The 26,365-nt window shown below is 43.3% G+C and carries 27 protein-coding genes and 1 pseudogene; 12 read left to right on the top strand and 16 right to left on the bottom strand.

All coding sequences use genetic code 11. From position 1 onward, the window contains the following. The 6 genes from AD710_RS20355 to AD710_RS11905 all read right to left on the bottom strand — a co-directional run. A partial coding sequence (locus AD710_RS20355; RefSeq protein WP_197083945.1) for a class III lanthipeptide occupies nucleotides 1-80 on the bottom strand: 80 nt, incomplete at its 3' end. A gap of 20 nt (nucleotides 81-100) precedes the next feature. Then, entirely contained in the window at nucleotides 101-220 is a 120-nt protein-coding gene (locus AD710_RS19845; RefSeq protein ID WP_187265387.1) for a class III lanthipeptide, read from the bottom strand. 27 nt (nucleotides 221-247) lie between these two features. Further along, nucleotides 248-376, bottom strand: a complete 129-nt coding sequence (locus AD710_RS19840) for a class III lanthipeptide (RefSeq protein WP_197083936.1) — start codon at nucleotides 374-376, stop codon at nucleotides 248-250. 52 nt (nucleotides 377-428) lie between these two features. Further along, nucleotides 429-548, bottom strand: a complete 120-nt coding sequence (locus tag AD710_RS20350; protein WP_187265338.1) for a class III lanthipeptide — start codon at nucleotides 546-548, stop codon at nucleotides 429-431. 92 nt (nucleotides 549-640) lie between these two features. Then, nucleotides 641-3,232, bottom strand: a complete 2,592-nt coding sequence (gene lanKC, locus AD710_RS11910; RefSeq protein ID WP_049628110.1) for a class III lanthionine synthetase LanKC — start codon at nucleotides 3,230-3,232, stop codon at nucleotides 641-643. A gap of 26 nt (nucleotides 3,233-3,258) precedes the next feature. Then, nucleotides 3,259-5,028, bottom strand: coding sequence for an ABC transporter ATP-binding protein (locus AD710_RS11905; RefSeq protein WP_231595054.1), 1,770 nt, complete (start codon nucleotides 5,026-5,028; stop codon nucleotides 3,259-3,261). Nucleotides 5,029-5,459: 431 nt separating this feature from the next. Here AD710_RS11905 and AD710_RS11900 point away from each other — a divergent pair, with 431 nt between their 5' ends. Next, a complete protein-coding gene (locus tag AD710_RS11900) occupies nucleotides 5,460-6,857 on the top strand; it encodes a S8 family serine peptidase (RefSeq protein WP_049628108.1) in 1,398 nt (465 codons plus the stop codon). Between the two features lie 481 nt (nucleotides 6,858-7,338). Here AD710_RS11900 and AD710_RS20345 read toward each other — a convergent pair. From AD710_RS20345 to AD710_RS11890, 3 genes and pseudogenes are all read right to left on the bottom strand, one after another. Continuing rightward, nucleotides 7,339-7,466 (bottom strand): annotated as a pseudogene (locus AD710_RS20345) (EamA/RhaT family transporter); the annotation flags it as partial. Between the two features lie 641 nt (nucleotides 7,467-8,107). After that, a complete protein-coding gene (gene rlmD / locus AD710_RS11895; protein WP_049628107.1) occupies nucleotides 8,108-9,508 on the bottom strand; it encodes a 23S rRNA (uracil(1939)-C(5))-methyltransferase RlmD in 1,401 nt (466 codons plus the stop codon). Nucleotides 9,509-9,652: 144 nt separating this feature from the next. Next, on the bottom strand, nucleotides 9,653-10,516 hold the full coding sequence (locus tag AD710_RS11890; protein ID WP_049628106.1) for a DNA-3-methyladenine glycosylase family protein: 864 nt from the start codon (nucleotides 10,514-10,516) through the stop codon (nucleotides 9,653-9,655). Nucleotides 10,517-10,622: 106 nt separating this feature from the next. Here AD710_RS11890 and corA point away from each other — a divergent pair, with 106 nt between their 5' ends. The 3 genes from corA (at nucleotide 10,623) to AD710_RS11875 (ending at nucleotide 13,204) form a co-directional block, all read left to right on the top strand. Then, the gene (gene corA, locus AD710_RS11885) at nucleotides 10,623-11,582 is read left to right on the top strand and encodes a magnesium/cobalt transporter CorA (protein ID WP_016936755.1); all 960 of its coding nucleotides are present in this window, start codon (nucleotides 10,623-10,625) and stop codon (nucleotides 11,580-11,582) included. Nucleotides 11,583-11,645: 63 nt separating this feature from the next. Next, on the top strand, nucleotides 11,646-12,293 hold the full coding sequence (locus tag AD710_RS11880; protein WP_049628105.1) for a hypothetical protein: 648 nt from the start codon (nucleotides 11,646-11,648) through the stop codon (nucleotides 12,291-12,293). Nucleotides 12,294-12,343: 50 nt separating this feature from the next. Then, the gene (locus AD710_RS11875; protein ID WP_049628104.1) at nucleotides 12,344-13,204 is read left to right on the top strand and encodes an NAD(P)-dependent oxidoreductase; all 861 of its coding nucleotides are present in this window, start codon (nucleotides 12,344-12,346) and stop codon (nucleotides 13,202-13,204) included. Between the two features lie 34 nt (nucleotides 13,205-13,238). Here AD710_RS11875 and pdaA read toward each other — a convergent pair whose 3' ends face one another. Next, nucleotides 13,239-14,030, bottom strand: coding sequence for a delta-lactam-biosynthetic de-N-acetylase (pdaA, locus tag AD710_RS11870; RefSeq protein ID WP_016936758.1), 792 nt, complete (start codon nucleotides 14,028-14,030; stop codon nucleotides 13,239-13,241). Nucleotides 14,031-14,131: 101 nt separating this feature from the next. Beyond that, nucleotides 14,132-14,317, bottom strand: coding sequence for an SE1561 family protein (locus AD710_RS11865; protein WP_003155558.1), 186 nt, complete (start codon nucleotides 14,315-14,317; stop codon nucleotides 14,132-14,134). 145 nt (nucleotides 14,318-14,462) lie between these two features. Between AD710_RS11865 and yfkAB the strand changes: the two genes are divergently transcribed. Together yfkAB and AD710_RS11855 are read left to right on the top strand one after the other, a co-directional pair. Further along, a complete protein-coding gene (yfkAB, locus tag AD710_RS11860; RefSeq protein ID WP_016936759.1) occupies nucleotides 14,463-15,584 on the top strand; it encodes a radical SAM/CxCxxxxC motif protein YfkAB in 1,122 nt (373 codons plus the stop codon). Nucleotides 15,585-15,590: 6 nt separating this feature from the next. Further along, the gene (locus AD710_RS11855) at nucleotides 15,591-16,424 is read left to right on the top strand and encodes a mechanosensitive ion channel family protein (protein WP_049628103.1); all 834 of its coding nucleotides are present in this window, start codon (nucleotides 15,591-15,593) and stop codon (nucleotides 16,422-16,424) included. 28 nt (nucleotides 16,425-16,452) lie between these two features. On the opposite strand, the gene AD710_RS11850 is transcribed toward AD710_RS11855, so the two are convergent. Both AD710_RS11850 and cax read right to left on the bottom strand, forming a co-directional pair. Continuing rightward, entirely contained in the window at nucleotides 16,453-17,247 is a 795-nt protein-coding gene (locus AD710_RS11850) for a YfkD famly protein (RefSeq protein ID WP_095242108.1), read from the bottom strand. 70 nt (nucleotides 17,248-17,317) lie between these two features. Beyond that, the gene (cax, locus tag AD710_RS11845; protein WP_049628102.1) at nucleotides 17,318-18,373 is read right to left on the bottom strand and encodes a calcium/proton exchanger; all 1,056 of its coding nucleotides are present in this window, start codon (nucleotides 18,371-18,373) and stop codon (nucleotides 17,318-17,320) included. Nucleotides 18,374-18,532: 159 nt separating this feature from the next. Here cax and AD710_RS11840 point away from each other — a divergent pair, with 159 nt between their 5' ends. Continuing rightward, complete coding sequence (locus AD710_RS11840) at nucleotides 18,533-19,711, top strand: MFS transporter (protein ID WP_016936763.1); 1,179 nt, start codon at nucleotides 18,533-18,535, stop codon at nucleotides 19,709-19,711. Nucleotides 19,712-19,896: 185 nt separating this feature from the next. On the opposite strand, the gene AD710_RS11835 is transcribed toward AD710_RS11840, so the two are convergent. The 3 genes from AD710_RS11835 to AD710_RS11825 are packed head-to-tail and all read right to left on the bottom strand — an operon-like array spanning nucleotide 19,897 to nucleotide 21,561. After that, the gene (locus AD710_RS11835) at nucleotides 19,897-20,736 is read right to left on the bottom strand and encodes a YihY family inner membrane protein (protein ID WP_049628101.1); all 840 of its coding nucleotides are present in this window, start codon (nucleotides 20,734-20,736) and stop codon (nucleotides 19,897-19,899) included. Nucleotides 20,737-20,747: 11 nt separating this feature from the next. After that, entirely contained in the window at nucleotides 20,748-21,074 is a 327-nt protein-coding gene (locus AD710_RS11830; RefSeq protein WP_049628100.1) for a hypothetical protein, read from the bottom strand. A 13-nt stretch (nucleotides 21,075-21,087) separates the two neighbouring features. Continuing rightward, nucleotides 21,088-21,561, bottom strand: coding sequence for a low molecular weight protein-tyrosine-phosphatase (locus AD710_RS11825; RefSeq protein ID WP_016936767.1), 474 nt, complete (start codon nucleotides 21,559-21,561; stop codon nucleotides 21,088-21,090). 155 nt (nucleotides 21,562-21,716) lie between these two features. On the opposite strand from AD710_RS11825, the gene AD710_RS11820 reads away from it, so the two are divergent. The 5 genes from AD710_RS11820 (at nucleotide 21,717) to AD710_RS11800 (ending at nucleotide 26,363) form a co-directional block, all read left to right on the top strand. Then, nucleotides 21,717-21,932, top strand: a complete 216-nt coding sequence (locus AD710_RS11820; RefSeq protein WP_003155571.1) for a DUF1128 domain-containing protein — start codon at nucleotides 21,717-21,719, stop codon at nucleotides 21,930-21,932. 331 nt (nucleotides 21,933-22,263) lie between these two features. Next, nucleotides 22,264-23,457, top strand: a complete 1,194-nt coding sequence (locus AD710_RS11815) for an MFS transporter (RefSeq protein WP_049628099.1) — start codon at nucleotides 22,264-22,266, stop codon at nucleotides 23,455-23,457. A 27-nt stretch (nucleotides 23,458-23,484) separates the two neighbouring features. Continuing rightward, nucleotides 23,485-24,246, top strand: a complete 762-nt coding sequence (gene aroD / locus AD710_RS11810) for a type I 3-dehydroquinate dehydratase (RefSeq protein ID WP_049628098.1) — start codon at nucleotides 23,485-23,487, stop codon at nucleotides 24,244-24,246. Nucleotides 24,247-24,310: 64 nt separating this feature from the next. Then, complete coding sequence (locus AD710_RS11805) at nucleotides 24,311-25,195, top strand: shikimate dehydrogenase (RefSeq protein ID WP_049628097.1); 885 nt, start codon at nucleotides 24,311-24,313, stop codon at nucleotides 25,193-25,195. 136 nt (nucleotides 25,196-25,331) lie between these two features. Continuing rightward, the gene (locus AD710_RS11800; RefSeq protein ID WP_049628096.1) at nucleotides 25,332-26,363 is read left to right on the top strand and encodes a LacI family DNA-binding transcriptional regulator; all 1,032 of its coding nucleotides are present in this window, start codon (nucleotides 25,332-25,334) and stop codon (nucleotides 26,361-26,363) included. The last annotated feature ends 2 nt before the right edge of the window (nucleotides 26,364-26,365 follow it).

Below are 26,365 nucleotides of genomic sequence, written 5' to 3'. Positions count from 1 at the left end.
GTAAGTAAGCCGCCTTTGCCTTTTGAAGCTTCTACGTCAGATCCTTCATTCATTTGTTGAAGTTCCAATACATCTCTCATTCAATTTCACCTCCTTTTTATTATTTATTACAACTATTGCTAATAGTAGATGTACCGATGAGGGTTGTCAGAAGTGTCCACCCAGCTGTTTCTACTTCAGAACCTTTACTCAATTGTTGCAACTCTAGTACTTCATTCATTTGTTCATCCACTCCTCTTAATTATCCTTAACAGTTGTTGCTAATAGTAGATGAGCCAACTATCGTTGTGATCAGTGTAAGTAAGCCGCCTTTGCCTTTTGAAGCTTCTACGTCAGATCCTTCATTCATTTGTTGAAGTTCCAATACATCTTTCATTTGGTTTCACCTCCTTTCAAGTACTCTTTCTTTGATTATGCTTCATCTCTCATTAGCAATGATTGCTAAGGGTAGATAATGTAACTGAAATAGTTGTTAGAGTAACAGTCCATGCCGTAGGCTCTACTTCAGATTTTTCATCAAATTGTTGAAGTACTAGCACCTCTTTCATTTTCTTTTCTCACCTCCCTTCATAAGTTTTGTATATTAACTGCTTTAATTCCAATCTTCAATGATTTGTCATCGAATATAAGTGTTAGAGTTTTAATTGTTTAATAACAATTCTTTTTTAGTCTTTCGTAAGAAACTATCTATTTTTATTATTGGCAACCAATATAACGGATTTGAAAACTGGATAGAGTTTATGCCCAATATTATGCCGGCACTTCCCGAGTAGTAATCATCGGCTAAACGAAAACTGAAGTTTCCAGGGAATAATACTTGATCATCTTTGCGGATAAGAAACAACTCTAGTTTTCTCAATGCCAGCTCAATATGCTGATCATTTTTTTCCTTAGTCATTGGTGGGATTAACAAGAAACTACCGATCCCATCAAACAATCCACCGCTATATGCGATCCTTACTTTATTTAAATTGATTATTTGCTCTAATTCTTCTCTAAATAAATTAGTGTTTCTTACATAATTTAAATACCAAATAGCAATCCCTATTCCGATTGATCCCCCAGATAAATAGGGTAATAATCGAGGGTTTTGATCATCATAAGTTTGCAAAGTATTCGTCTCTTCATCCACCTTACAATGTTTTAAATCTCGCTCAATATATTCTTTTGATTTCAAATAATATTTTTCATTGTTAGTGACTGAATATAATGCCGCATAGAATAAAGATATTCCTGACCAACCATCAATCAAACCTATAGGTACTGCTGCAAAATCAGTAACTGATAATTCATCATCTTCAATAATCCTATTTTCTATATGATCAGCAATTTTTTCAGAAGTAACCAAAAGATCATCATTATTTTCTTCCAAGTATAAGCTAATTAGTGATAGACCTATTCCTGACAGTCCTGACCTTAATGAAATATCTTTCATATCTTCATATGACAGATTATTGAATATATCCACAGCTTGCTCTGTGTATCCCAATTCATACAATGTTGCTGCGATACCAGCTTTTCCTGTAAATAACCCATTCTCATCATTAAGTACATTCAAATTTTCAAGTAACACATTTTCAATCCAATCCTGAACTCGCTTGTTGATGTTTCCAGATCTGTACAATGCCAATGCAGCTCCAGTTCCTCCAGTTAGTACATTTAACTTTCCAGATGGCATTACAAATTGGCGTACATCGCCATGAATTAGCGAGCTGTTGGGTAATATATTACTCTCTATATTTTTTCTCAATCCTTTAATAATTTTTGACATGTCCATTTCTTTTTGTATTTTACTGTCATAATTATTGTTGAATATCTTTTCTTTGGTATCAGATAAGTATCTGTCGCATAGATTTTCTGTGTTTACAACATATTGATAGACATCTTTGCCAAACTCATCCTCTATCCACATATCATGTTTCTTTTTTATAGTTTCTTCTATATCAGCAACTGGACCTATTGGCAGAATACAAAATCTTAAAACTTTTTTTAGTGCATACCAATCTCGCTCCTTATGATTTTTATTTTTCTTATGTGTGTAGCCAATTGTTTGCAACGCTCCATTTTCTTCAGAGAGAGCACTAGCAGCCTCAAAATCAATAATCTTTACATTTAATTCAGGGGTAATCATTATATTTTGGGGTTGCAAATCTCCCATACCAACATTTTTACTATGCATTAGTTTAATTGCTTTTATCAAGCTGTTAATTATTTTTTTCACCTTACTAATGTATTCGTTTTTATCCGTCTCAACGTTGAACGGATAATTGATTGCACACCATGATTGAAGAGTTACACCTTCTACAAACTCTTCAACTAAAAACACATGCTTCCACGATTTAAAGTAATCAAGCGCTTTAACAACACCTTCGACTTCTGTCAGTTTATTTAATGCTTCGTATTCTATATTCAATCTATCAATTGCATCATTATATTGCCCATCTAACCCTACTTTAGGTCTTCCTTCTTTGATTACTACTTTTTTTCCATCTGATTTCCTTATTCCAGTATATATACCGCCACCATTATTAAACCTAAGGACTCCTTGGAACTCATAATCATTAAAATTACTTACATCTTGAGTATCTAATAAGTTATTCTTGGTATCTAAAAACTGATCAAAATCACTTACGAAATCAGGTATTTTATAATACGGATTCCTATTATCTGGAATTAAATTTCCGTTTTCGTCTTTAATGCAAAGTTCTCCTCTTTCATTGTAAATATTCTTAAATGCACCGTATCGGTAATATATATTACTATCCTTCCACGATTTGTCGTTCAGTATGTATGGCCCATTCTCATAATGTTTTAATTCTTCATAAAGTTCATTTAATAACTCGAAGAACATGTTATTAGAGGAAGGATAGATAGCGATAAATTTTCCAGATGAAGTTCGATTACCATGCTTTGAATTCATGTTAAATAGCGATTGTTTATCTTTAATATGCTTAAATGGGATCTGATGTTTGAACATAATTTGACTTACAACTTTCAATATATCCTGAGCATTATTCATTGTCGCACTTACGTGTATTTTCCAGCCTTGTTCTTTAAGGTTATGATTTGGATTATTATAAAACTTCCACGGTGATTTATATTCTGTACTAACAGTATAGTAATTTGGTATATTATGTACTTCGTATGGATCAGTCTTTGTATTTGGGCTTTTCTCAGTATAGTATTTTGAATCTTCACTCATATGTTGGAAATAAACTAATTTTTTGTCCATTTTGTTTTCGCCTCTCTTAAGCGCTCTCAATTGTTTAATACTAATGGATCGGTACTATCTTCTTTAAACTGCTGCTCACAGAATTGATGATACAATTTATGACTGCGTTTTAACTCCCAATGATTCCCTTGACCTGTGATCTCACCGTTTTCCATAAAAATGATATTGTCAGCGTTTATAATGGTTGATAACCTATGTGCTATTATAATAGCGGTTCTATCCTTCATGAGCTTCTTCATTGCTTCGTTCACAATTCGTTCAGAATTACTGTCAAGACTTGCAGTTGCTTCATCCAAAAAGATTATATTTGGATTCTTCAGAAACATTCTCGCAATAGCAATTCTTTGTCGTTGTCCTCCTGATAAGTTGAGACCTTTTTCTCCAATATTAGTTTCTAAACTGTTAGGCAATTCACTTATAAATTGCCATGCATATGCCTTCTTACATGCTTCTACTATTCTTTTTTCATTTGGGGGATTTTCTAAACCAAAGATGAGATTGTCTCTAATAGTACCGCTTATTAAATCATGATTCTGTGCTACATATCCTATTTGGCTACGCCATGATTTTAATGAAAATAACTCAATATTCTCTTCACCAAAATAAATATTTCCGCTATTGGGCTTGTAGTATCTTTCCAGAATAGAAATAATTGTGGTTTTACCACTACCACTAGGACCTACTAAGGCATTAACACTTCCCCTTTTTATTATTAAATTAATATTTTTCAAGGAAAATGCTTTATCCTCTTTACCGTAGCAAAATGATAAATTTTCAATCACTAAATCTTTATAGGTTTCCGCTAATTCTTTTCCTTTATGCTGATCTTCTCCTTGCTCAAATATCAATTGAGAAATTCTTTCTGTTGCACCTATTGTCTTTTGTATTTGAGTAAAGAATAACCCAAAATTATTAAGTGGACCTATGATATAGAACATAAGTGTCAGAAATGCTATGAACGTTCCTGGCGATAAACTTCCATTGGCTAATTTAACCCCTCCGAATCCAATTATGCTAATAATGATAAGCATCATCATTAAATTAATGATAGGGTTTAAAATAACCATCCATTTTGTCTGCTTTAGTCCTATGTTTCTTAAAGCTTCAATATCTTCTTTTCCTTTTTCTGCTTGTAATTTTTCTGCAGTCGAAGATTTAATCAGTCTTATTGCGGATATTGTTTCAACAGCTCTTACATTTAATTCTCCTGTTAAGCTTTGTGTCATTTTAGATAATTTAGACAAAATTCTTCCTAAAGGTATAAAAATCAACAAATAAATTGGAATTGCTGCTATAATCACTAGTGTCAATTGCCAATCATAGTAAAATAACCAAAATCCACAAAAAAGCACTATTAATATAGCATTGATAAATTGCGAAAAAGAGTTACTTACTAAGTTGTAAATCACCGTAGTATCATTAACAAATCTACTTGCTATATCCGCAGAACGATTCTTATCGTAAAACTCTACAGGCAGTATAACTATCTTTTCCCATAATAAATTTCTGAGATTTGCGACAACATTATATCCTACTACGCTTAACATATAACTACCAACTGCTCCAATTACTCCACTACTCAAAAATATCCCCAATAGTCCTAAAAGATCCCGCAAATTAATCTTATTAAGGATATTGTAATTGTCTATTAGACTTTTTAAATAATGAGGCACTAAAGTAGAAGCTATTGCGCTTAATCCACTTAAAAATATTGCCAATATAAATAATCTTATATTCGGTCTGGTTTTTCTCAGTAAGAAGAAAAACTCTTTCGATTTAAAATTGGGGTTGGTCATCATTTTCACCTCTTCCGTTTATTCCAATGTTTCAATTTTTATATCGAATGACTCATGAATGATATACGCCATACCTTTCCTAATATTCCTATAAACAATATTTCACACATAATAACTGTAAGTCAATATATAATTTTACAAATTAGAAAAAAACAGGTCTTTAGTTTTACATTGTTCTACTCATATATATTATGGTACATATATTTTTGCTTAGTGATTTTCACCCACAAAACCATAGGTGCAGCATAAAAGATTATAAAGAAATTTAATTCAAACACGCTAAAGGGAAACTTTTTGGGAAATTACTGATAATTAAAAAAATATTCATTGACTAATCTACTTATATTTTATAAAATCGAATCAAAAATACTTATATTTCATTTTTTGGAAGGCAGGTATTTTGAGATGTATCAAGAGGAAGGAGTATAAAAATGAAGAATTTAAGAAGAATTTCGATGGCTTTCATATTTGTAATTGTATCCAGCTTACAGCCTATTAGCTCTCATGCTGAAGAATCAAATTATGATGAATCTATCTTAATTAATCTCGATTCAAAAGTAAGCGAATCGACAATCAACAAGGTTCAGGAAAAATATTCAAATATAGAAACAAATTATATTAAAGAACTAGATTTATTGGTAATCGACAATATAAAACCAAGCCAATCTTCAGCAATCAAAGATATTGCTAAAGAAAGATTAGACGCTAAAGAAATTATTGAGGATAAAGAGTTGTCTCTTCCTGATAAAAGTAAACAGATTCCTGCTAATGGGATACTTTCATCACAATTCACAGAAGGTAATGACACCCTTTATGACAGCTGGTTATGGAATATCAAGCAAGTTACAAATGATTATCGAAGTTATCATATAAACAAAGGATCTCATAATACAAAAGTAGGGGTAATCGATTCAGGCATAGATTTCAATCATCCAGACCTCAAAAATAATATTGTAGATACTGGAGAGTCTTTTGTTCCAGCTGAAGATAATACACAAGACTTTTATGGGCATGGAACTTCTGTGGCTGGGATAATTGCTGCTAATGGAGACGTAAAAGGAGTTGGACCAAATCTTGGTTTAGTACCGTATAAAGTATTTGATAAGAACGGTAAATCTAAAACAAGTTGGGTTATAAGTGCAATTGTTACAGCTACGGAAGATGATATGGACGTAATTAATTTAAGTTTATCTACTTTCTTATCAAAAAAAAATAAAGAAGATAGAGAGACTATAAAACTTTTTAAAAAAGCTTTTAAATACGCTAGGAAACACAATACTTTAATTGTTGCAGCTGCTGGAAACCATGGATATGATATCTCAAATTCAAAAAAACTTGCACAACAATTAGGTAAACCAAAGGACAATATCCTACATCTTCCTGGTGGAGATAATGATGTAATTACTGTATCTGCCACCACAGCGCAAAATACAAAAGCTTCCTACTCAAATTATGGAAAAAACATCTCAATTGCAGCTCCAGGCGGTGATCTTGACCCAAGTTTTCTGGATACAAATAAGGTTGATCTATATAGCTTAGTATGGACTACTTCCCCTGTAAATATCCCGCAAACTCCGCTAAGTAAGTCACTAGGCTTTCAAAAGGGGTATGAACCTACTTTAGGGACAAGTGTAGCAGCTCCAATGGTAACTGCTACAGCAGCCCTATTAAAGACAGAATACTACGAAAAATATGGGGAAGAGATGCCAAGTCGTAAGGTTGAAGAAAACTTATATCAGAACACAGACCACGTTGAAAACTTAGATAAGAATGAAGTAGGCAGCGGTATCGTAAATGCTTACATAGCATTGCATAATATTGAGAGATAGAAGAATTAAGCAGTTATCGAACTTTCAATAAATAAAGAAAGATTACTAGACGATAATGATGATGAAGCTAGAGATGAAATAAACCGAATTTACGAGATACTATATTGAGAATAACTAAACAAGTTGATTTCACAAGCAACTTACTACTATTACTAAGTTGCTTGTGTCATATTTTTTTCAGCCTGAGTATTCAATTCTTTAGCTGCAGGGTCTGTTGATTTCTTTACCCGCACTAGACCCAGTATGTAACAGTACCTTATAAACAGACCAATCTTTCCCTTGCTTTAATTTTCTTCATTAGCCTTTATTAGCCTAACCCCTCTATACTTTCCACTTTTTTATGTATTTTTTCATTACGGGACCATGAACCAACTCCTAATATTTGCAGGGCTCACTCTAGTTGGTTTTCCTTCTGTTTGTAGAATAATTCTTACTAGTTCTTAGCGGTCTCAAACACTCTTTTTATCTCTCTTCCCCATGCTGTCCTACCCAATCCAACAATTGTCTCACCAAAATAAGAAACAGCGATACTTGTAGCAAGTATTGTTAAACTAAAACAAATCACTCCAATAATCCAAGTATTAGACCTCTTTTTACATTGCTTTCAATTCAAATTTCCCCCTTCACAAATTCATTTCATAATCATAGTAAACAGTTAGCTAATTAAGCATAATGTAATTGATACGAGACTATTATTAATAAATAAAAAAATGCATCTGTCATAAGACAGATGCTAAGGAGAATATATGACGAGAATATAGAGAAATCTTAGAATGGATTAAACAGAATGCCAGCTTAAAGCAGGAGACTAATTACCTTCTATCAGGGTAATTGCTGAACAATTCCATGCACAAAAAATACAGTTGCAATGGCATTAGTGGAACTAGAGCATCAGCATGTTGTCTATGCTAATCCAAAAAGTGGTTATCAGGTTGTTGACCATTATCCGACCATTAGTCCGAATAAACAGATCATATTGATTTTTTATCTGCTATTATGGAGACTTTCTATTTCAATATTGTATGAATCAAGCGATAGATCATTATAAGGAGCCATTATTCACATATAGTGAGTAACAGGGGCTTTATTCTTTAAGAAAGGAGTTTGTGAAATTATTACATTAGTTACAAGTATTTAAGAGACTTGGACGATGAGAAAGACAGTCAGGATAAGGACTGCACATAAAAAAACCCGGAAATCAGCAATGTTCATTCTGCCGAAATCCAGATCTGATGAGAAATTGTTTAATTTTAGTGAGACGATTTCAACACAAGCTTCGCTACTGCTTCCACATGAGCCGTCTGCGGAAACATATCCACAGGCTGAATATATTCGACGCGATAGTCTTTCGACAGCGCCTGCAAGTCTTTGGCCAGTGTGGAAGGATTGCAGGATACGTAGACGAAGCGTTTCGGTTTTACTTTTTTGATGGTGTCTAAAAATGTTCTGTCACAGCCGGTTCTCGGCGGGTCGACAATGACCACGTCAGGGCGGAAACCTTCTTTCGTCCATTTCGGGAGCCAGTGTTCGGCTGTTCCTGTGACATATGCCGCGTTTTTGATGCCGTGTTTTTTAGCGTTCTTCTTCGCATCATCAATTGATTCTTTAATGACGTCCATGCCGCGGATCTCTTTTGCACCGCTTGAGACCCACATGCCGATCGTACCGACGCCGCAATACGCGTCAACGACTTTCTCCGTTCCGGTCAGCTGCGCCGCTTGTTTCACTTCGTCATACAGCTTGACCGTCTGCTCAGGGTTAAGCTGAAAGAAAGCGCGGGCGCTCAGTTCAAATGACACGTCGCCAAGCACTTCTTGAATGGCATGGCTTCCGGCCAGCGCTTTTGTTTTGTCACCGAAAATGACGGATGTGCGCGCGCCGTTGATGTTTTGAATAATCGATTTCACTTCCGGCAGACGGTTTTGAATGGCTTTGACGATTTCGTCTTTATTCGGCAGTGTCTCCTTCGCAGTGACAAGCACGACCTGCACTTCGCCTGTTTCAAAACCGACTCTCGTCACGATCGTGCGGACATCGCCTTTTTTGGTCCGTTCATTATAAACAGATACGTTGTGTTTTTCTAAAATGCGGCGGACGATACCTGTTGTTTTGTTTGTCGCCGGATGCTGGACAATGCATTCCTTGATCGGAACAATTTTATGGGAGTCAAGTCCGTATAAGCCGGCAATGATGCTGCCGCTTTGCGAGCGTCCGACTTGGAACTGGCTTTTGTTCCGGTAATTCCACGGGTTGTCCATTCCGATCGTTTCTTTAATGTTCATTTCTTCGGCATTGAATCTCGTATGACGTTCCAAAGACTGAATGACGATATCGCGTTTTTCGCGAAGCTGCTGGGTGTATGCCAGATGCTGAAGCTGACAGCCGCCGCATTGTTCATAGACCGGACATGGCGGTGTGACGCGGTGTTCAGACGGCTTGCGGATTTTTTTGACGCGTGCTTCTGAAAATTTCGGCTGCACATTTGTCGCTTCGGCAACGACTTCTTCGCCGGGCAGAGCGCCGGGAACGAAGACAACCTTTTTCTTAAAGTAACCGACGCCCTCTCCATTAATGCCGAGACGTTTGATGGTCAGCGGAAATGTCTGTCCGATTTTCAATTCGGCAGGCGCCTTTTTTTGATGTTGATTCACGTTTTTTTCTCTCCGTTTCTATATAAAGCCTTCCTCATGGGAAAACAGCTGATTTGAAATACCGCATCTTTTCAGTATAACATGCAGCCGGCGGTTCCTTCATGTTTTTCATTGGAAGTTTCCAAAAAATGATCAAAGCGGTTTTCATTCAATACTTCTCCACAAATATAAGGACGCATAGCTTAAATACGGCGCCCATTCGCTGCTTACCTGGAGCATCACGTCTTTTGACGGTTTATCCTCAAGGGCAAAGCGGCGTTTGACGGCGTTTTGCAGGCCGATGTCCGCCAAAGGAAACAGGTTCGGGCGGCCGAGGCCGAACATGAGGACGTTTTGGACGGTCCACGGCCCGATGCCTCTGATGGTGATCAGCTTTTTCATAATGTCTTCATCCGATAGATGGGAAAGTTCCGCCAGATTGAGCGCCCCGTCTGCAATCATCCGTGAAATGTCAATCGCATATTCCGCTTTTCTCATACTGAACTGGAGCTCCCGCAAGTCCTGATAATCAAGCGCCGCAATCGTTTTCGGTTCGGGATAGCACCAGACGCCGTCTTTTTGTTCACCGAAGGCATGGACGAACCGTTCCGTTAACGTAAAAGCGAAGGACAGGTTGAGCTGCTGGTGGATGATGCATTTCATAAGACAGTTGTAGACGTCATATTCTAAGACGAGCGGGGTCCCCGCATGCTCCTCAAAAAGCGCCGACAGATTTGTTTTTGAGAAATGATCAAGCACCGGCTGAAGCGGCTGCTCCCACTGAAAAATGTGTTTGATCCGTTCAATCATCTCCGCGCGGTCACTTTCTCCGCTGACGAGAAAAACTGGGTCTGCGGCGGTGCCTTCCGCTTGAACCGTGATGACGGACAGTTTGCCGTCCCGTGTTCTGAGCGGCACTTTGATTGATCTTGCTTTAAGATCGACCGCGTTCAGCGGATCGAGTGACAGCCTTTCAAGCACTTTATCAAAATGATACGGCGGCGTGACCGAAACCGTTTCCTCCCACATATGCTCCACCCCTTTTTGTCCAAGTATATCATGAAGCGGCCCGGCGGCAATTCGTATACTTTTCTTCATAACGCAGCATGATATAATGGCAGGCGGAGGGTTGTTTATGATACATATAACCGCAATCACAACACATAATGAGATATTAGATAATATCCCCCTATCACGTACAGAACAACCGGACATTGCATGGTACTGGGTTGATTTTTTCGGCGCCGAGAATGATGAAACCGAGCTGCTGCGGGATTATTTTCATTTTCATCCGCTTGCGATCGAGGATTGCTTTCAGCACATGCAGCGGCCGAAAATCGACCACTATGACGGCTACCGTTTTTATGTGCTCCACGCTTTAAACCCGGACACACTGGAAATGGAAGAGGTGGACATCTTTCAGTCCGACCGTTTCATCGTCAGCTTCCATTTGCACGAATCGCCCGGTGTCTCAAGGGTGAGAGAACGGTTTTTCGCTTCTCCGGGGTTAGCTAAAAAAGGGCCCGGACATATCACTTATATGATTATGGATCAGCTTGTCGATGAATATTTCCCTGTGCTGTACAAAATTGAAGACCGGCTGAATGAGATTGAAGACAGCAGAACACATAAATCTTACGGCACTTTAATGAATGAAGTGTTTGAATTGCGGACTGATCTTTTGAACCTGAGACGGACGATCATTCCGATGCGCGATTTAATGTACCGGATTTTGAGCCTTGACCATGTAAAAGAAAGCCGTGAAACGAAGGCTTATTTCAGCGATATTTATGACCACCTGTTAAAACTCGCTGAGCTGATCGAGTCAAACCGTGATATGACGTCAGATCTGCGGGACAGTTACGTAACGCTGAATTCAAACCGGATGAACGCCATTATGATGACATTAACCATCGTCTCGACCATCTTTATACCGCTGACGTTCATCGCGGGGGTGTACGGTATGAATTTTGATAACATGCCTGAGCTTCACTGGAAATACGGATATTTTATCGTTTTGGGCGTCATGGCCGTTCTTGTGGCCGCCATGCTGTTTTGGTTCGCCCGCAAAGGCTGGTTTAATATTTTCAAGTAAGAACGGCTGCCGGCTGTTCTTTTTTTTGAGGAAACATGATATGTTGGAAAAAAACGTAAAGAGGTGTGCGCCGTTATCATGCTTTCTCATAAAACCATTTCTTCTGTCCTCCTGCTTTTTTGTGTCATGTCCATTGCCCCGCTGTATAACGGCTGTACGATGTCTGATTACATCTTTGAATCGCTCGGCTTTTCTCCCTGGTCTGAAGATGGAGCCCATATCTCCGTCATTCCCGGGGTCGTCCTTTACTTTGCGGCGTTAATCTGGTGTGCCGCCGCGTTCAGGCGGACGCTTCCCGCAGCGGGGCTGTTTTTGATGTTTCTCAGTATGGGGGCCGCTTCCGGTATCAGTCCCGCCACCGAATATGCCGCTTTTTCCTTAAAACAATTCGCGCCCGAAAAAGAGGCTGTCGAATATTTGAAGCACCGCAGCGAATGCAGCCATTTCATTGAGGGAAAAAGAGCGAGCATGAGCTGTACGCTTTATGTCAATCACTACGGAAAAGGGGAACAAGCCATTTCTGTCACGCCGGACTTATCTGAGGACTTAAAAGGCGTCACATTCAAATCAAAAACGTTCACAGTAAAGCCCCGTTCAAAAACAATCATCAAGACGCGGTTTACCGGATTTCATAAGGGGAAAGCCGCATCAGATTCCGGCTGGTCATCAGACCCAGAACTGAAAGTGGCAAGCCTGTACACAGCACAATAAACATTTTGCATGTATAATAGCGGAAAACATTACATTGGAGGGACTGTCAAATGAAGATCGCCATCGCGGGACTCGGCAACATGGGACACCCCATCGCCGAAAATATCATGAAAGCCGGATACAGTCTGACTGTATATAACCGGACGAAGGAAAAAGCGGCTGATCTGCTGGAAAAAGGGGCTGAATATGCCGAAACGCCCCGCCAGGCAGCTGAACATGCGGACATTGTGCTTTCAATGCTGTCAGACGATGAAGCCGTAACAGGCGTGACGTTCGGAGCTTGCGGCATTATTGCCGGGTTATCTGAAAACGGCATCCATATTTCAATGAGCACCATCAGTACGGCGCTGTCAGAACAGCTTTCCGCTGCACATTCGGGCAGAGGCCAATCCTTTATCGCCGCTCCCGTCCTCGGCCGGCCCGATGCCGCTGAGAAGGCCGAGCTTCGCATCATCACAGCCGGACCGGCAGAAGCAAAGAAAAAGGCCGAGCCTTTGCTAAAAAGCCTGAGCCAGCAGATATTTGACGTCGGTGAAGAAACAAAGACCGCCAATGCTGCGAAAATCAGCATCAATTTCTTGCTCGTTTCTATGCTGGAGGCGCTATCAGAATCATTCTTAATGATGGAGAAGTACGGTTTAGAACGGAAACAATTTTTAGAAATCGTCAACGCGCTCTTTGGCTCTCCTGTCTATCAAAATTACGGTACCATTATGGCTGAGCAGACATTTGAGCCGGCCGGTTTCAAAATGTCTTTAGGGCTGAAGGATACCAATCTGGCGCTCACCGCCGCAGAACAGGTTTCCGCCAAACTTCCTCTTGCCGAGCTGGCCAAGAGCCATTTTGAAAGCGGGATCGAACAAGGCTTCGGGGATCTGGATTGGGCCGCTTTGATTAAATGTCTGAAATAACAAAACACCTCTCCTTATAACGGAGAGGTGTTTTTTACAGACGCGGCAGCTTCATTTCTTTCTCAAACATCAGATCATCGATGCTTTTAAACGTGTATCCTTCTTTTTTCAAATCGGTAATCGCATCGTCCAAAGCTTCTGAATTGTCCTTGGAAACAGTATGGAGAAGATAGATCGCGCCGGGATGCGCCTGTTTTATCATGTGATCATAGGCGTATTTTTTCCCTTTCTGCTCGTTAACCTTCCAATCGACAAATGCGACGGACCAGAAAACGGTTTGGTAGCCGAGGCGCTTCGTTTCTTTCAGGACATATTCGCTGAACACGCCGCGCGGCGGACGGAGATACAGATTGTCCCGCTTTCCGGTAATGTTGTAAACAGCTTCCGTGACGGAATCGAGTTCATCTTGAATCTGATCGCCCGTTTTTGTCGTCAAATCAGGATGATGAAAAGAATGATTGCCGATAATATGGCCTTCCTTTGACATCCGTTTAATCAAATCAGGCTGCTCTTTCACAAAATGGCCTGTGACAAAAAAAGTGCCTGTGACATGATGTTTTTTTAAAACATCAAGCACTTTCGGGGTATACCCATTTTCGTATCCGTTATCAAACGTTAAGTAAATGGTCTTTTCTTTCGTATTGCCTAAATAAAAGGCATCGTATTTTTTGACAAGATTGTCCAGCTGTCTGCCGGCATCCGGCGGCTGATGATTGACGCTGCGTTTAAATCCCCAGTTTATCCGTTCATTCGGCACGGCCTCTGCACTGTTTATGCCTCCCGCAAGTAAAACAGCCATGCAGCAAATTGAACAAAACCATTTCATGCCCAGCACTCCTTCTGCATTTTTCCTTATTTTGCAGTAGGCTCACCCCTTTTATACAGCCGCATTATGGAAAGAGAAAAACCCCGGCGGGCTGCCGGGGTTTATTCCCAATCTTTTTTGAAGCGTTCGTATTTCGCTTCCAGATCATCAAGCATGCCGATGAGCCGGTCTATATCTTCAACGTCCGTTGATTCAGGGTCTAATGAATCAATGACATTCATAAACATATCGAGTCTGTTCTTCAAGTAATCGAGCTGCTGATCTTTGCTGTTTACTGCATTCCCCATACTTCCACTCCATTCATTTTTTATAATGGTAGCGTATTTTTTGCCGTTTTTCAATGGTTCCGCTACTTGCGATCTTGGCAGATCAGGTCTAAAATTAACAGTTGGCAGACGTTAGTATGCCCATTTATAAAGGAGTTAGATAGTCATGACACAAAACACAGCACTGCGTCCGATCACACCGGAGTACGATCCTTGGGAAGCGTACATGGATGTCGACCAGTATGGAGATATGAAACTGACGAACGTTGAATTTACAACGACGACCTTGTGCAATATGAGATGCGAGCACTGCGCGGTCGGGTACACGCTTCAGCCGAAAGATCCGAATGCGCTGCCGATTGACCTTTTATTAAAGCGGCTTGAAGAAATTCCGCTGTTACGCTCGATCAGCATTACGGGCGGCGAACCGATGCTTTCGCTGAAATCGGTAAAGGAATATGTCGTCCCGCTTTTGAAATATGCGCATGAACGCGGCGTGCGCACACAGATCAATTCAAACCTGACGCTTGATATCGGCCGCTACGAACGGATTATTCCTTATTTAGACGTTCTTCACATTTCCCACAACTGGGGAACGGTCGAGGACTTTGCCGATATCGGATTTGCGATGATGGAGAAGAAACCGACATTTGAACAGCGGGCGCGCTATTTTGACAAAATGATTGAAAACAGCCGCACGCTGGTCGAAGCGGGCGTGATGGTTTCAGCGGAAACGATGCTGAATAAACGCACGCTTCCGCATATTGAACATATTCACCGGCAGATTACGGAAGAAATGAAATGCCAGCGCCACGAAGTCCATCCGATGTATCCGAGTGATTTCGCCAGCGCGCTTGAATCACTCAGCCTGAAGGACATGAGACAGGCCATTCATCATCTGCTTGATATTCGCGATGAAGAAACATGGATGCTGTTCGGTACGCTCCCGTTTTACGCATGCAGCCCTGATGAAGAAGATCAGAAGCTCCTCCGCCGACTGCGGGAAGCGAAAAACGTTACGGTGCGAAACGATCCTGACGGCCGCTCCCGTCTGAACGTCAACATCTTTGACGGAAATATCATTGTCACGGATTTCGGTGATACACCGCCGCTCGGCAATATTAAAACTGACAGCCTTCCTGAAGCGTATGACAAGTGGAGACAGACGAAGCTGAGCAAAGAGCTGAACTGCCGCTGTACAAACGTCCGATGCCTCGGACCGAACGTCCTTGTCAAAAACAGTTATTATCAGGAGACAGATTTTTCATTACGAAAAGCCAGAGGATAACAGAAGATGGAAACGACAATTACGGATATTTTGAAAAGCAAAGTGGTTGAGATCATCATCGTCGCTCTCGTGCTTTACGCCGGTGTTTTTCTGATCAACCGCTTTGTTCAGGTGTTATTTAAACGCACAGATTTCTTGGAGGAACGGAAAGGGAAAACGATTGAGAGCCTCGTCCGATCCATCACCCAGTATACGGCGACGATCGGATTTATCTTTTACGTCATTTCTTTATTCGTTCATGATTTCGGCAGAATTTTAGCCGGAGCGGGCGTTGCCGGTATCGTCATCGGTTTCGGCGCCCAGTCTTTAATCAAGGACATTTTGGCCGGTGTCTTTTTAATATATGAACGCCAGCTGCATAAAGGCGATTACGTGACGATTAATAATCTCTTCAACGGCACAGTCGAAGAAATCGGGCTCCGTTCCATGCAGATCCGTGAGTTCTCCGGCAAGCTGCTTACCATTTCAAATGGTGAGGTGAGACAGCTTCAAAACTATAACATTGATTTTATGAGGATTACCGAGTCTGTCGTGATCAGTTACAAGGAAGATCCTGAGCGGGTATACGCCGTCTTAGAAAAAGCCTGTGACATGCTCAATGATGAGCTTCGCGATTCACTGAAGCGGGATGAATTTCTCAATGCAACGGAACCGTTTCAAGTGCATGGAATCATGAGCCTGAACAAATTGACGAGAGGCATTGAGTTTACCGTCAAAGGCATGGTTCAAGACAAAGAATATTTCTCGGCGAGCCTTGCGGTGAGACGCGTTCTTGCCCGGGAACTGTACAACAACAATGTGCAATTGCTTGAGGAAATGAATCATACACAAAAAAGCTGATTCCCAAACCGGAATCAGCTTTTTTTATTTATCTCGGCTGCGCTGTCATTTGAAAACCGAATGTGACATGATCCTGCACCGGAATCCAAGCACCGATTCCTTGCGAGGTCACATTTTTGACGACAAGTTTCCGCTTGCTGCCTTTCAGCACCAAATACACTTCGCCGTATGTTACTTTTCCTTTTTCATTAACGGCCGGGGCATAGGCATGTAAATAGCCGAGCCGCTGCGGAGAAATTTTATAAATCTGATCGCGTTTTGTGCCGGCGCCGATGACCGTTTCAAACGCAAGCGGCAGTTTTGTTTTCTTCATCGCTTTTTGCATCATCATGCTTTTTACGTCTTCTGCGTTCGGCACTTTCGCTGTGAGCCCGCCTTTGATTTTGTATTGCTGTTCTTGGGCGTATGAGATTTCCGCGGCTTGCTGCCCGCCCCGGTTATCCGCTCTGTTCGTGTTGATTTTTTTATATTCCCAGTTGGCGACCGTTTCGTTCGATTGATAACCGAGCGCCCATTTCCCGAGAAATATTGTCGCCCGGTATCCGATGGCAAGCGGTGAACCGGAAACCGAGGATTCATTCAGCATCTTTATCAGATGCGGATTTTCGATGTTGATCTCTGATGTATCTAACAATTCCTTTGCCAGTTTGCTCGGCTGAAGCATCGGCTGGTCCTGTGAAGCATTCGGATACGTATTTTCCTTGGAAATGCTGACGACAGAGTTGGGAACCTTAAACGGTTTCTTTGCACCGGCAGACGGCGCTGCAAAAAAACTAAAGGATAACAGCAGAATCAATGTGGCATGAAACAGCTTTTTCATCATATCACTCTTTCTATAGCATTTTCCTTTAGTCTTTTCCTCCGTAATCGTTGTTATCCGCATTTTTTACAGGTTAAAGCAGGAAAAATCCGATCGCCATGATGACATAAGCGGCAAGGAGAGTAGCCCCCTCAAACCAGTTCGAATCACCGTCATTTGAAATCATCGTCATCAAAAGGACGGATGATATCATCGCGACAAGCTCAGGCAATGTGAATACCAGCGGCATATTGACCGGAAAAAAGATGGAACAGATCACAAGAACCGGGGCTACAAACATGGCGATCTGCAAAGTCGAGCCGACCGCGATTTCAACGGCGACATCCATTTTGTCTTTGTACGCCATAATGATGGCCGACGCATGCTCTGCGGCATTTCCGACGATTGCGACGATAATCACCCCGATAAACAATTCGCTCCAGCCAAACTGTTCAGCCACCGCATGAAACGTATGAACAAGGTTTTCAGATATGTAGGCGACAATAATGGTTGCGATAAATAAGACGGCTGTCGCTCTTTTCCCCGACCACTCAGGCTGCTCCTCTTCTTCCTTGGCCTCCGGCTGGTTCGGCTGATAAACACCGCGGTGGGTGACGAGCTTGAAATAAAGAGCCGCCACGTATAAAAGGATCATGATGATGCTGATGCCGACACTCAAATCAAGCTTGCTTTTTTCCCCCATATCCATGGAAAACACTTCGGGAATGACAAAAGCTACGATAATGGCAAATATCAGCAGGCCTGAATTATGCCGGGCATCATGAATATTGAATTCCTGCCGCTTGTATTTCAAACCGCCGATAAAAAACGACAATCCCGCGACAAGCAGAAGGTTGCCGAGCACCGAACCGGTCAGTGAAGCAAGCACGATGCCCGTCAGCCCTTCCTTTAAGGCAAATAGCGATATAATCAGCTCTACCGCATTGCCGAACGTGGCATTCAGCAGCCCCCCGACCCGCGGACCCGCGATAATGGCCAGAGATTCAGTCGCTCTCCCCATATAACTTGCAAGCGCGATAATCGTCAAGCAATAAATCATAAACAAAACAGCTGACGGCCAGTGCATCAGGCTTCCGATGACTGACAGCGGCACTCCCGCCGCAGCGGTAAAGAAAAAAATCCGATTCATATTCTGCCTGGCTCCTTTTTTCGAATGAGTCTTTTTTATCCTTCTCAAAAACTCCCTCAATTACACTTCCGGAGAAATCCCAATTGGCATTTTCAGGTTGCCGGACGCGAAAAATCCGTGTACGATCAAGAAAGATACTGAAGAAGGAGAAAATACGCGATGTCACGACTGCACTTCTTTATTTTGGTTCTGCTTGTTTCCATCTCCGGTTTTTCCCAAGGCATGCTTTTGCCGGTGATTTCCGTCATTTTTGAAACGAACGGAGAATCAGCCGCCATAAACGGCCTTCACGCAACAGGCTTGTATATCGGCGTGCTTCTCGCGTCGCCATTTATGGAAGCGCCGCTGAGAAAGCTCGGATTCAAACCTCTGATGGTCGCGGGCGGATTTCTTGTCATCATCAGCTTATTCAGTTTTATTTGGCTTCAATCCATATGGTTATGGTTTTTTCTTCGGCTGCTGATCGGAATCGGGGATCATATGCTGCATTTTTCCACCCAAACGTGGGTGACTTCCAAGTCAACGCCCCAAAACAGAGGAAGAAACATTTCGCTGTACGGACTGTCCTTCGGGCTTGGATTCGCTGTCGGCCCGTTCATGGTCCCTCTTGTGAAAACAAGTCCGTCCCTTCCGTTTATCGTATCCGGCTGTATCAGTCTTGCCGCCTGGCTGTTTGTGTTTGCCTTACGTAACGAGTACCCGGCGCAAGGTCCGGATGAAACATCCGGGGACAACAGCGCAAAACGGTTTTACCGCGCCCTTCTTTTCGGCTGGGTCGCTTTTCTCCCGGCTTTCGGCTACGGTTTTTTAGAAACGGCGCTGAACGGGAGTTTTCCCGTGTACGCCCTGCGCTTAGGCATATCCGTTGATGCCGTCGCGCTGATATTGCCCGCTTTCGCCATCGGAGGTATTGTATTCCAGTTCCCTCTCGGTTTATTAAGCGATCGATTCGGGAGAAAACGTGTCCTGCTCGTCATCTTATTAACGGGTGCCCTTTGCTTTTTGACGGCCGGATTGTTTCCGTCGCCTTCTGTCATCGGCGGCTGCTTTTTCATGGCAGGGATGGCGGTCGGCAGTATGTTTTCCCTCGGCATCAGCTATATGAGCGACTTGCTGCCGTCCCATCTTCTTCCGGCGGGCAATCTGCTCTGCGGGATTTCGTTCAGCCTCGGCAGCATGATCGGGCCGGTGGCGGGCGGCTGGTATATGCAGCGGTTTGAAAGCGCCAATTTGTTTTACTTTATTACAGTGATCCTGGTCTGTATTTGGCTTGCGCTCGTCTTCGGGAAAACAAAGCACAGCGCCGCATCCGAATCCCATTCTTTTCCCGCCTCATAAAAAGCCGCCTGATTTAGGCCAGGCGGCTTTTTTCTAGTGGTATCCGTTCTGCCCGTTGGCGCTTCCGCTTGTTTTATTCTTCGGGCCGTTTTTTGAGTTTTGTTTATTATGGCTTCCGCCTTTTTTCGTATGCTTGGTCATAGCCGATTCCCCTCCGTTTTTCAGCTTGAACGTCATCCGTTCCTCTATAGCTTGCTCTCGCGGTACGGATTTTCATCAGGAAGCTTTTTACGTTTATGTAAAAGCGCGTTGATTTCTCCTCCTAAAATCAGCAGGGTTCCCGTAAGGTAAAACCAGATCATAAGGACGATAATTCCCCCGATGCTCCCGTATGTGGCGCTGTAGTTGGCAAAGGTGCCGACGTAAAATGAGAACAGCATACTGACGATAATCCAGCCGGCTGCCGCAAATACGGCTCCCGGCAGCACAAAACGGAGGGAAAGCCTTTTATTCGGCGCGAAAATGTAAAGCGCGGTAAAGACGATTAAAAGGATAAGCGGACTGATACCCCAGCGGACAACCGACCACACCTGCAAAAATAGGCCGGAGGCGCCGATAAAATCCGCGGCCAGCAGTCCGATTTCTCTGCCGAATACCGGCAGAAGCAGTGCGATTAAAATCGTAACCACCATCGCGATGGTTAAAAAAATTGAGGTCAGGCGAATGATGATAAATGAGCGGTTTTCCTCGACTTCGTAGGCATGGTTAAATGCTCTGACAATCGCGTTCATACCGTTAGAAGCCGACCAGATGACGGCGATAATCCCGAATGACAAAAGGCCGCCGCTGCGTTTGTTCAGCGTTTGCTCCGTAATGGATTTCACCATGGACATTGCGCTGTCAGGCGCGTATTGATCGACTGCGCCGAGCACGTCTTCTGCCGATATGGGAAGATAGGCCGTGAGCGTCAGCATGAAAATCATTAACGGAAACAATGACAGAAGAAAAAAATACGCCAGCTCCGCCGATTTACTTTGTCCTTCATGCAGAGAAAATCTTGCAAACAGCTCCTTTATAAAACTCATGACATCCCACCTCAATGATCGTTTTTCGAAAAATGCTCCTTCGTCTCTTTTAACAGGTCAATGACCTGCGGCGTCGTCTGCTTCAGCTTGGTGATCTGTCCGTTTAAAAAACTCAGATCGTCCGATACGGTATTGGCGATGCTTTTCACTTGATCCAGTTTTGCAGAAGCCTGCTGTTTCAAGGCTTCGGGATTATTCCGGTAAAATGCCGCACGCCGCCTGCACGCGTCCATGTTCCGGAAACATGCCTCTCTTGTCGGCTTATGTAATAAAGAAAGTGCTCCGCCGGCGGCAGCGCCGATCAGAATCGCTTTTGCCATGATGCGTGTCTGCTTCATCGGTCAATCCCCCTTATAAATGATGGTCTTTCTTTATTGTTTCCAGCAAATGACGGCACCCGGACTCGATCAGAGCGTACACTTCGCTGAAATTCCCGGTATAATACGGATCAGGCACGTCCGCAAGATCCGACTCCGGTACATAATCAAGCAGCCTTGCGATACGCGGCGCCGCTTTTTTATAACCGGCCATGCTGCGCAGATGCCCGATATTTTCAGCATCCATCGCAATGACGTAATCAAAATCGGTCAGATCAGACTCACGGACCTGTCTCGCCGTGATACCGCTTGTGCTGATCCCTTTCTCTTTAAGGATCTGCTCCGTTCCCTCATGCGGCGGATTTCCCGCATGCCAGGCGCCGATTCCCGCTGAATCAATGTTAATCTGCCCGTTCAGCCCGTTTTTCTTCACCATATCAGAAAATACCGCCTCTGCCATAGGCGAACGGCAAATATTTCCCAGACAGACAAACAGCACATGTATCATATCGATAACCTCCCTATTCTTTCCCCGCATTTTGAGGATCAAAAACCTTATCAACATCTTAGCAATTTTTCTGCGGCTGTGGAAATAAGCTTTTATTCTAAATGAATTCTGTTAGAATAAAGGGTACGAAAACGGTCATGAAAGGATGCATGAATTTGCCGAGCCAACAAACAGAAACGTTAAACAAAATGATTGAAGACATTTCGCAGAAGCTCAACATGCTCAATGTCGGCGTCATCAGAGCGGAAGATTTCAGTGATGAAAAAATAGAAGATCTTACATACCTTCATCAAATGGTCATGAAAAAAGCATCATTCAGTCCGAGTGAAATGCAGGCCATTGCTGAGGAGCTCGCCTCTCTCAGAAAATAAACCCGTGTCAGCCCCGCCGAAAAACAGCGGGGCTTTTTTGATTTAAAAAAGTAAAAAATAAAAGTTCATCGGTTTGACACAATTAAAAAGAAGGCGTATAGTAACTGTGAACTTGGTAGAACGATATACTAAAAGAGCGGGCCGCTAATTTGTTTTTATTTAGTAGAACGATATACTTGCTGTCTTATCAGTGTTAATCAAGTATACCTGCAGCCGTTTTATCAAACCAGTTTTTAAAGAAAGGCAGTGGTTCAATAAAGGGGAATGGTTCTGTGCGTTTATCAATTTAAAAAATAATTTAACTTTAATAACCGCATTAGGGGATGTCATCATGAAAAACATATACACCAAAATGGCAGCGGGTCTTTATATCAACTATTTCCTGCTGGGCATGATCAATATTATTATCGCATCGAATATGGAAGCATTATCAAAACAGCTTCATACATCCGCAGCCGGGGTCAGCTATTTGGTCTCCGCCATCGGGATCGGGAAGCTGATCTCGCTTCTGTTTGCCGGGAAGCTTTCGGATACATTCGGGAGACGGCCGTTTATCGTGGCGGGCGCATTTCTGTATCTGATTTTCTTAATCGGGATTCCGCTTTCGACAAACTATACGGAAGCGTTTATCTTTGCTATTTTCGCAGGGATCGCCAATTCATTTTTGGATTCCGGCACATATCCGGCGCTTATTGAAGGATTTCCGAAAAACGCAAGCTCTGCAACCGTGTTAATCAAAGCGTTTGTATCCATCGGCGCGACGGTGCTTCCGTTTTTTATCGCATTTATTGCGGACAGGCATTTGTTTTACGGGTGGACGTTTTTCGTGCCCGGCATCATTTTCTTCCTGAACGGCTTTTTCCTGTTGAAAGTTCCGTTCCCGAATCATAAACAAAAAGATGACGGCGGCCGGACGGATGCTTCTCCGTCTGATGACACGTTCAGATCACAGCCGTCGATATGGCGCGAAGGCCTTGCCATTATTTTGTTAGGCTTTTCATCAACGGCGCTGTTTATGCTCGTTCAAGTATGGCTTCCTAAGTTCGGTCAATCTGTTTTGGGCATGCCCGAAGTGCAGGCCGTCAAATTGTTGAGCTATTACAGCATAGGGGCGCTTGTGTCCGTGTTATTGCTGGCTGTGCTGTTAAACAGAGTGATTCAGCCGATTACGGTAATGGTGCTGTACCCGGTGATCGCGGGAATCGCGCTGCTTGCTCTGATTTTCATTCAGCAGCCGGCCGTATCGGTCATCAGTTCCTTCGTCATCGGACTTTCAACCGCGGGCATTCTGCAATTGGCGATGACGGTTATGGCTGTTTTATTCCCTAAAAATAAAGGAACCATCACATCTTTTGTTAATATAGCATCAAGCTTATCTTTTATTGTCATTCCGCTTGTAACGGGAGCGATATCCAAAACGGCCGGCCTGACCCCTGTTTTTCTGCTTGATATCGGAATTGCGGCCGTCAGCGCCCTCCTCGCATTGTTTATCGGTATCCGTTTTAAGCAAGTGATGAAAGCCTGACTATTTTTTAAAGGGAGAGAACATATCATGCAATCTATTACAATCAGAAACACGGTCATCGGCGAAGGACTTCCGAAGATCATTGTGCCGCTGATGGCAGCCCGAGAGAAAGAACTCCTTGAAGAAATTGAAGCCGTCAACAGGCTTAACCCGGACATCATTGAGTGGCGGGCGGATGTATATGAGCACGTTGAGAGCCCGGACGCCGTAAAAGGCATGCTTGAAAAGGTGCGGAAAGCCGCAGGCGCAACACCGCTGCTTTTTACATTCAGAACCCATAAAGAAGGCGGAAATAAAGTTCTTGACGTCCGCCTTTACATTGAATTGCTTAAAACCGTAATTGAAACAACACACATTGACCTTGTAGACGTTGAATTGTTTACGGGAGAAGCGGAAGTCAAATCAATTGTGAAAACTGCTGAAGACAACGGCGTATATGTCGTCATGTCCAATCATGATTTTCATCAGACACCAAAAAAAGAAGAAATCATCTCCCGGCTGCGGAAAATGCAGGCGTACGGCGCGCACATTCCGAAAATCGCGGTGATGCCGCAAAGCACTGAAGATGTTTTCGTCTTATTGGATGCCACTCACACGATGAAAACACAATACGCAGACCGGCCGATCATCACGATGTCAATGGCGGGAACGGGCCTGATCAGCCGCCTGGCCGGGGAAGTCTTCGGCTCGGCGTGTACGTTCGGCGCGGGCAAAGAAGCATCTGCGCCCGGACAGATTCCCGTTGCTGAATTGCGAAATGTACTCAGCATTTTAAATAAAAATATGTAACCAGCGTTTTTCTTCCCTCAAGCGGAATGAAAAACAAATGAATGGACTAACGGAGGAATACATCATGAAGAAAGATTTAGGACGGATTAACGGAAAAACTCAGCTTATCGGATTATTCGCGACACCGATCGGACACTCTTTATCTCCGACGATGCACAACCTGGCGTTCAAAAAATTAGGGCTGAACTACGCTTACCTCGCATTTGAAGTCGGCAATGAACAGCTTGAAGATGTGGTGACGGGAATGCGCGCCTTAAACGTCAGAGGTTTCAATGTCTCGATGCCGAATAAGATGAACATTCTGCCTTACCTCGATGAACTCGCGGATTCAGCGAAATTCACCGGTGCGGTGAATACAGTGGTGAATGAGAACGGAAAATTGATCGGACACTCCACTGACGGTATGGGATACGTCCGCAACCTAAAAGAACACGGCATCGACATCACAGGCAAAAAAATGACGCTGGTCGGTTCCGGCGGAGCCGCTACTCCGATTGCGATTCAATCCGCATTGGAAGGCCTCGGCGAAATCTCAATTTTCGCCCGCAATGACGCGTTTTTCGAAAAAGCGGAAGAGAATGTCCGCATCATCAATGAAGAAATGAAGGGCTCTTCTTGTAAAGCGAATCTTTTCCCGCTCGAAGATCAAGATGCGCTGCGTGCTGAAATCGCTTCAAGCGATATTTTCACAAACGGAACGGGTGTCGGCATGAAACCGCTTGAAGGCTTGAGCGTCATTGAAGACACATCCATGCTCCGTCCGGATTTGATTGTGACAGACGTTGTTTACAACCCCGTTACGTCGAAATTGCTTGAACAGGCTCAAGCGGCCGGCTGCCAGACCATTAACGGCCTCGGCATGATGCTTTGGCAGGGCGCCATGGCGTTTGAATATTGGACAGGCCATGAAATGCCGGTTCAGTATATTAAAGAGCAGATGTTTGAATAATTTATTGTGACAGAAGCGCCGAAGGACAATCCGTCTTCCGGCGCTTTATCTTTTTCTCCCCCTCTCTCTTTCTTCTCACGCGCCAAAACGCTTATAATGGAGGTAACGAATAATAACCAAGTGAGGAATGCGACGTATGAAACAGCAAAAAAAACGCCGGGTGACATTGCAGCAGGTCGCTGAGCATGCCGGCGTCTCAACATCCACCGCCTCATTAATCGTCCGCAATAATCCGCGAATTTCCGAAGCAACCCGTGAGAAAGTGCTTCAATCCATGCGGGAGCTTGGGTACGTATATGATCGGGTCGCAGCGAATTTACGATCACAGACGTCCACAACGGTAGGATTGATTATCACTGACATTTCCAATACGTTTTTCTCAGAGTTTCTGATCGGCGTGCAGAATACACTCGAGGAAGTCGGATTAACAGTGCTCTTAGGCACGACATTTGATTCCGTCGCCAAGCAGGAGCAGCTGATCTCGACCATGCTGGAACACAGGGTCGGCGGATTGATTTTATGCCCGGTTTCAGGCACAGCTGAGGAAACACTTTCCCGCCTTGAGCAGCTTGATATTCCGGTCGTGCTCGCCGTCAGGGAGATTGCCGATGCGGACTGTGATTTTGTCGGAGCTGACTATGAGGAAGGCACCTATAAGGCAGTGCGCCACCTCATTGAGAAAGGGCACCAGGAGATTGCGTTTCTGGGCGGCGTGAAGCACTCATCAACATGGACGAAACGGATGAAAGGTTTTAAAAAAGCGCTCCGTGAAGCGGATCTTGAAGTGAAAAATGAATTTGTGATTGACAGCGCGCCGACCCGCGAGGCAGGCTATGAGGCAGTGATGGAGCTGCTCCGCCGGCCTGAGCACCCGGCCGCGATTTTCTGCTTCAGTGATTTGGTCGCGTTCGGCGTCATGCAAGGGATCAGAAAAGCAGGACTCATCCCGGGCGAAGATATTGACATTGTCGGCTTTGACAACGTGCCGGAAGCTGAAATTTCTTATCCCCCGCTTACAACCGTTTCTTCTTTTCCGCGGCAGTCGGGAAAAGAAGCGGCTCAATTGCTGCATCATAAAATCACCAATTCCCAGCACCAAAAACAGCGCATTATTCTGGCGCCTGAGCTGGTCATTCGTGAATCTTCACAAAAAAAGCGGAACGCCTGATA

Origin of the sequence: Bacillus sp. JFL15 (genome assembly GCF_001184225.1) — a bacterium.
GTDB classification, from domain to species: Bacteria; Bacillota; Bacilli; order Bacillales; family Bacillaceae; genus Bacillus; species Bacillus siamensis.
This window is presented reverse-complemented; position numbering and strand designations above follow the sequence as displayed.

Coding starts and splice junctions, on each gene's coding strand:
- AD710_RS11805 (WP_049628097.1), top strand. CDS start 24,311: ATGAAGAAAGATTTAGGACGGATTAACGGAAAAACTCAGCTTATCGGA.
- AD710_RS11900 (WP_049628108.1), top strand. CDS start 5,460: ATGAAGAATTTAAGAAGAATTTCGATGGCTTTCATATTTGTAATTGTA.
- AD710_RS19840 (WP_197083936.1), bottom strand. CDS start 376: ATGAAAGATGTATTGGAACTTCAACAAATGAATGAAGGATCTGACGTA.
- AD710_RS11855 (WP_049628103.1), top strand. CDS start 15,591: ATGGAAACGACAATTACGGATATTTTGAAAAGCAAAGTGGTTGAGATC.
- yfkAB (WP_016936759.1), top strand. CDS start 14,463: ATGACACAAAACACAGCACTGCGTCCGATCACACCGGAGTACGATCCT.
- AD710_RS11835 (WP_049628101.1), bottom strand. CDS start 20,736: ATGAGTTTTATAAAGGAGCTGTTTGCAAGATTTTCTCTGCATGAAGGA.
- AD710_RS11890 (WP_049628106.1), bottom strand. CDS start 10,516: ATGTGGGAGGAAACGGTTTCGGTCACGCCGCCGTATCATTTTGATAAA.
- AD710_RS11830 (WP_049628100.1), bottom strand. CDS start 21,074: ATGAAGCAGACACGCATCATGGCAAAAGCGATTCTGATCGGCGCTGCC.
- cax (WP_049628102.1), bottom strand. CDS start 18,373: ATGAATCGGATTTTTTTCTTTACCGCTGCGGCGGGAGTGCCGCTGTCA.
- aroD (WP_049628098.1), top strand. CDS start 23,485: ATGCAATCTATTACAATCAGAAACACGGTCATCGGCGAAGGACTTCCG.
- corA (WP_016936755.1), top strand. CDS start 10,623: ATGATACATATAACCGCAATCACAACACATAATGAGATATTAGATAAT.
- AD710_RS11875 (WP_049628104.1), top strand. CDS start 12,344: ATGAAGATCGCCATCGCGGGACTCGGCAACATGGGACACCCCATCGCC.
- AD710_RS11825 (WP_016936767.1), bottom strand. CDS start 21,561: ATGATACATGTGCTGTTTGTCTGTCTGGGAAATATTTGCCGTTCGCCT.
- AD710_RS11905 (WP_231595054.1), bottom strand. CDS start 5,028: ATGACCAACCCCAATTTTAAATCGAAAGAGTTTTTCTTCTTACTGAGA.
- AD710_RS11815 (WP_049628099.1), top strand. CDS start 22,264: ATGAAAAACATATACACCAAAATGGCAGCGGGTCTTTATATCAACTAT.
- AD710_RS11840 (WP_016936763.1), top strand. CDS start 18,533: ATGTCACGACTGCACTTCTTTATTTTGGTTCTGCTTGTTTCCATCTCC.
- lanKC (WP_049628110.1), bottom strand. CDS start 3,232: ATGGACAAAAAATTAGTTTATTTCCAACATATGAGTGAAGATTCAAAA.
- AD710_RS19845 (WP_187265387.1), bottom strand. CDS start 220: ATGAATGAAGTACTAGAGTTGCAACAATTGAGTAAAGGTTCTGAAGTA.
- AD710_RS11865 (WP_003155558.1), bottom strand. CDS start 14,317: ATGGGGAATGCAGTAAACAGCAAAGATCAGCAGCTCGATTACTTGAAG.
- AD710_RS11850 (WP_095242108.1), bottom strand. CDS start 17,247: ATGATGAAAAAGCTGTTTCATGCCACATTGATTCTGCTGTTATCCTTT.
- pdaA (WP_016936758.1), bottom strand. CDS start 14,030: ATGAAATGGTTTTGTTCAATTTGCTGCATGGCTGTTTTACTTGCGGGA.
- AD710_RS20350 (WP_187265338.1), bottom strand. CDS start 548: ATGAAAGAGGTGCTAGTACTTCAACAATTTGATGAAAAATCTGAAGTA.
- AD710_RS11800 (WP_049628096.1), top strand. CDS start 25,332: ATGAAACAGCAAAAAAAACGCCGGGTGACATTGCAGCAGGTCGCTGAG.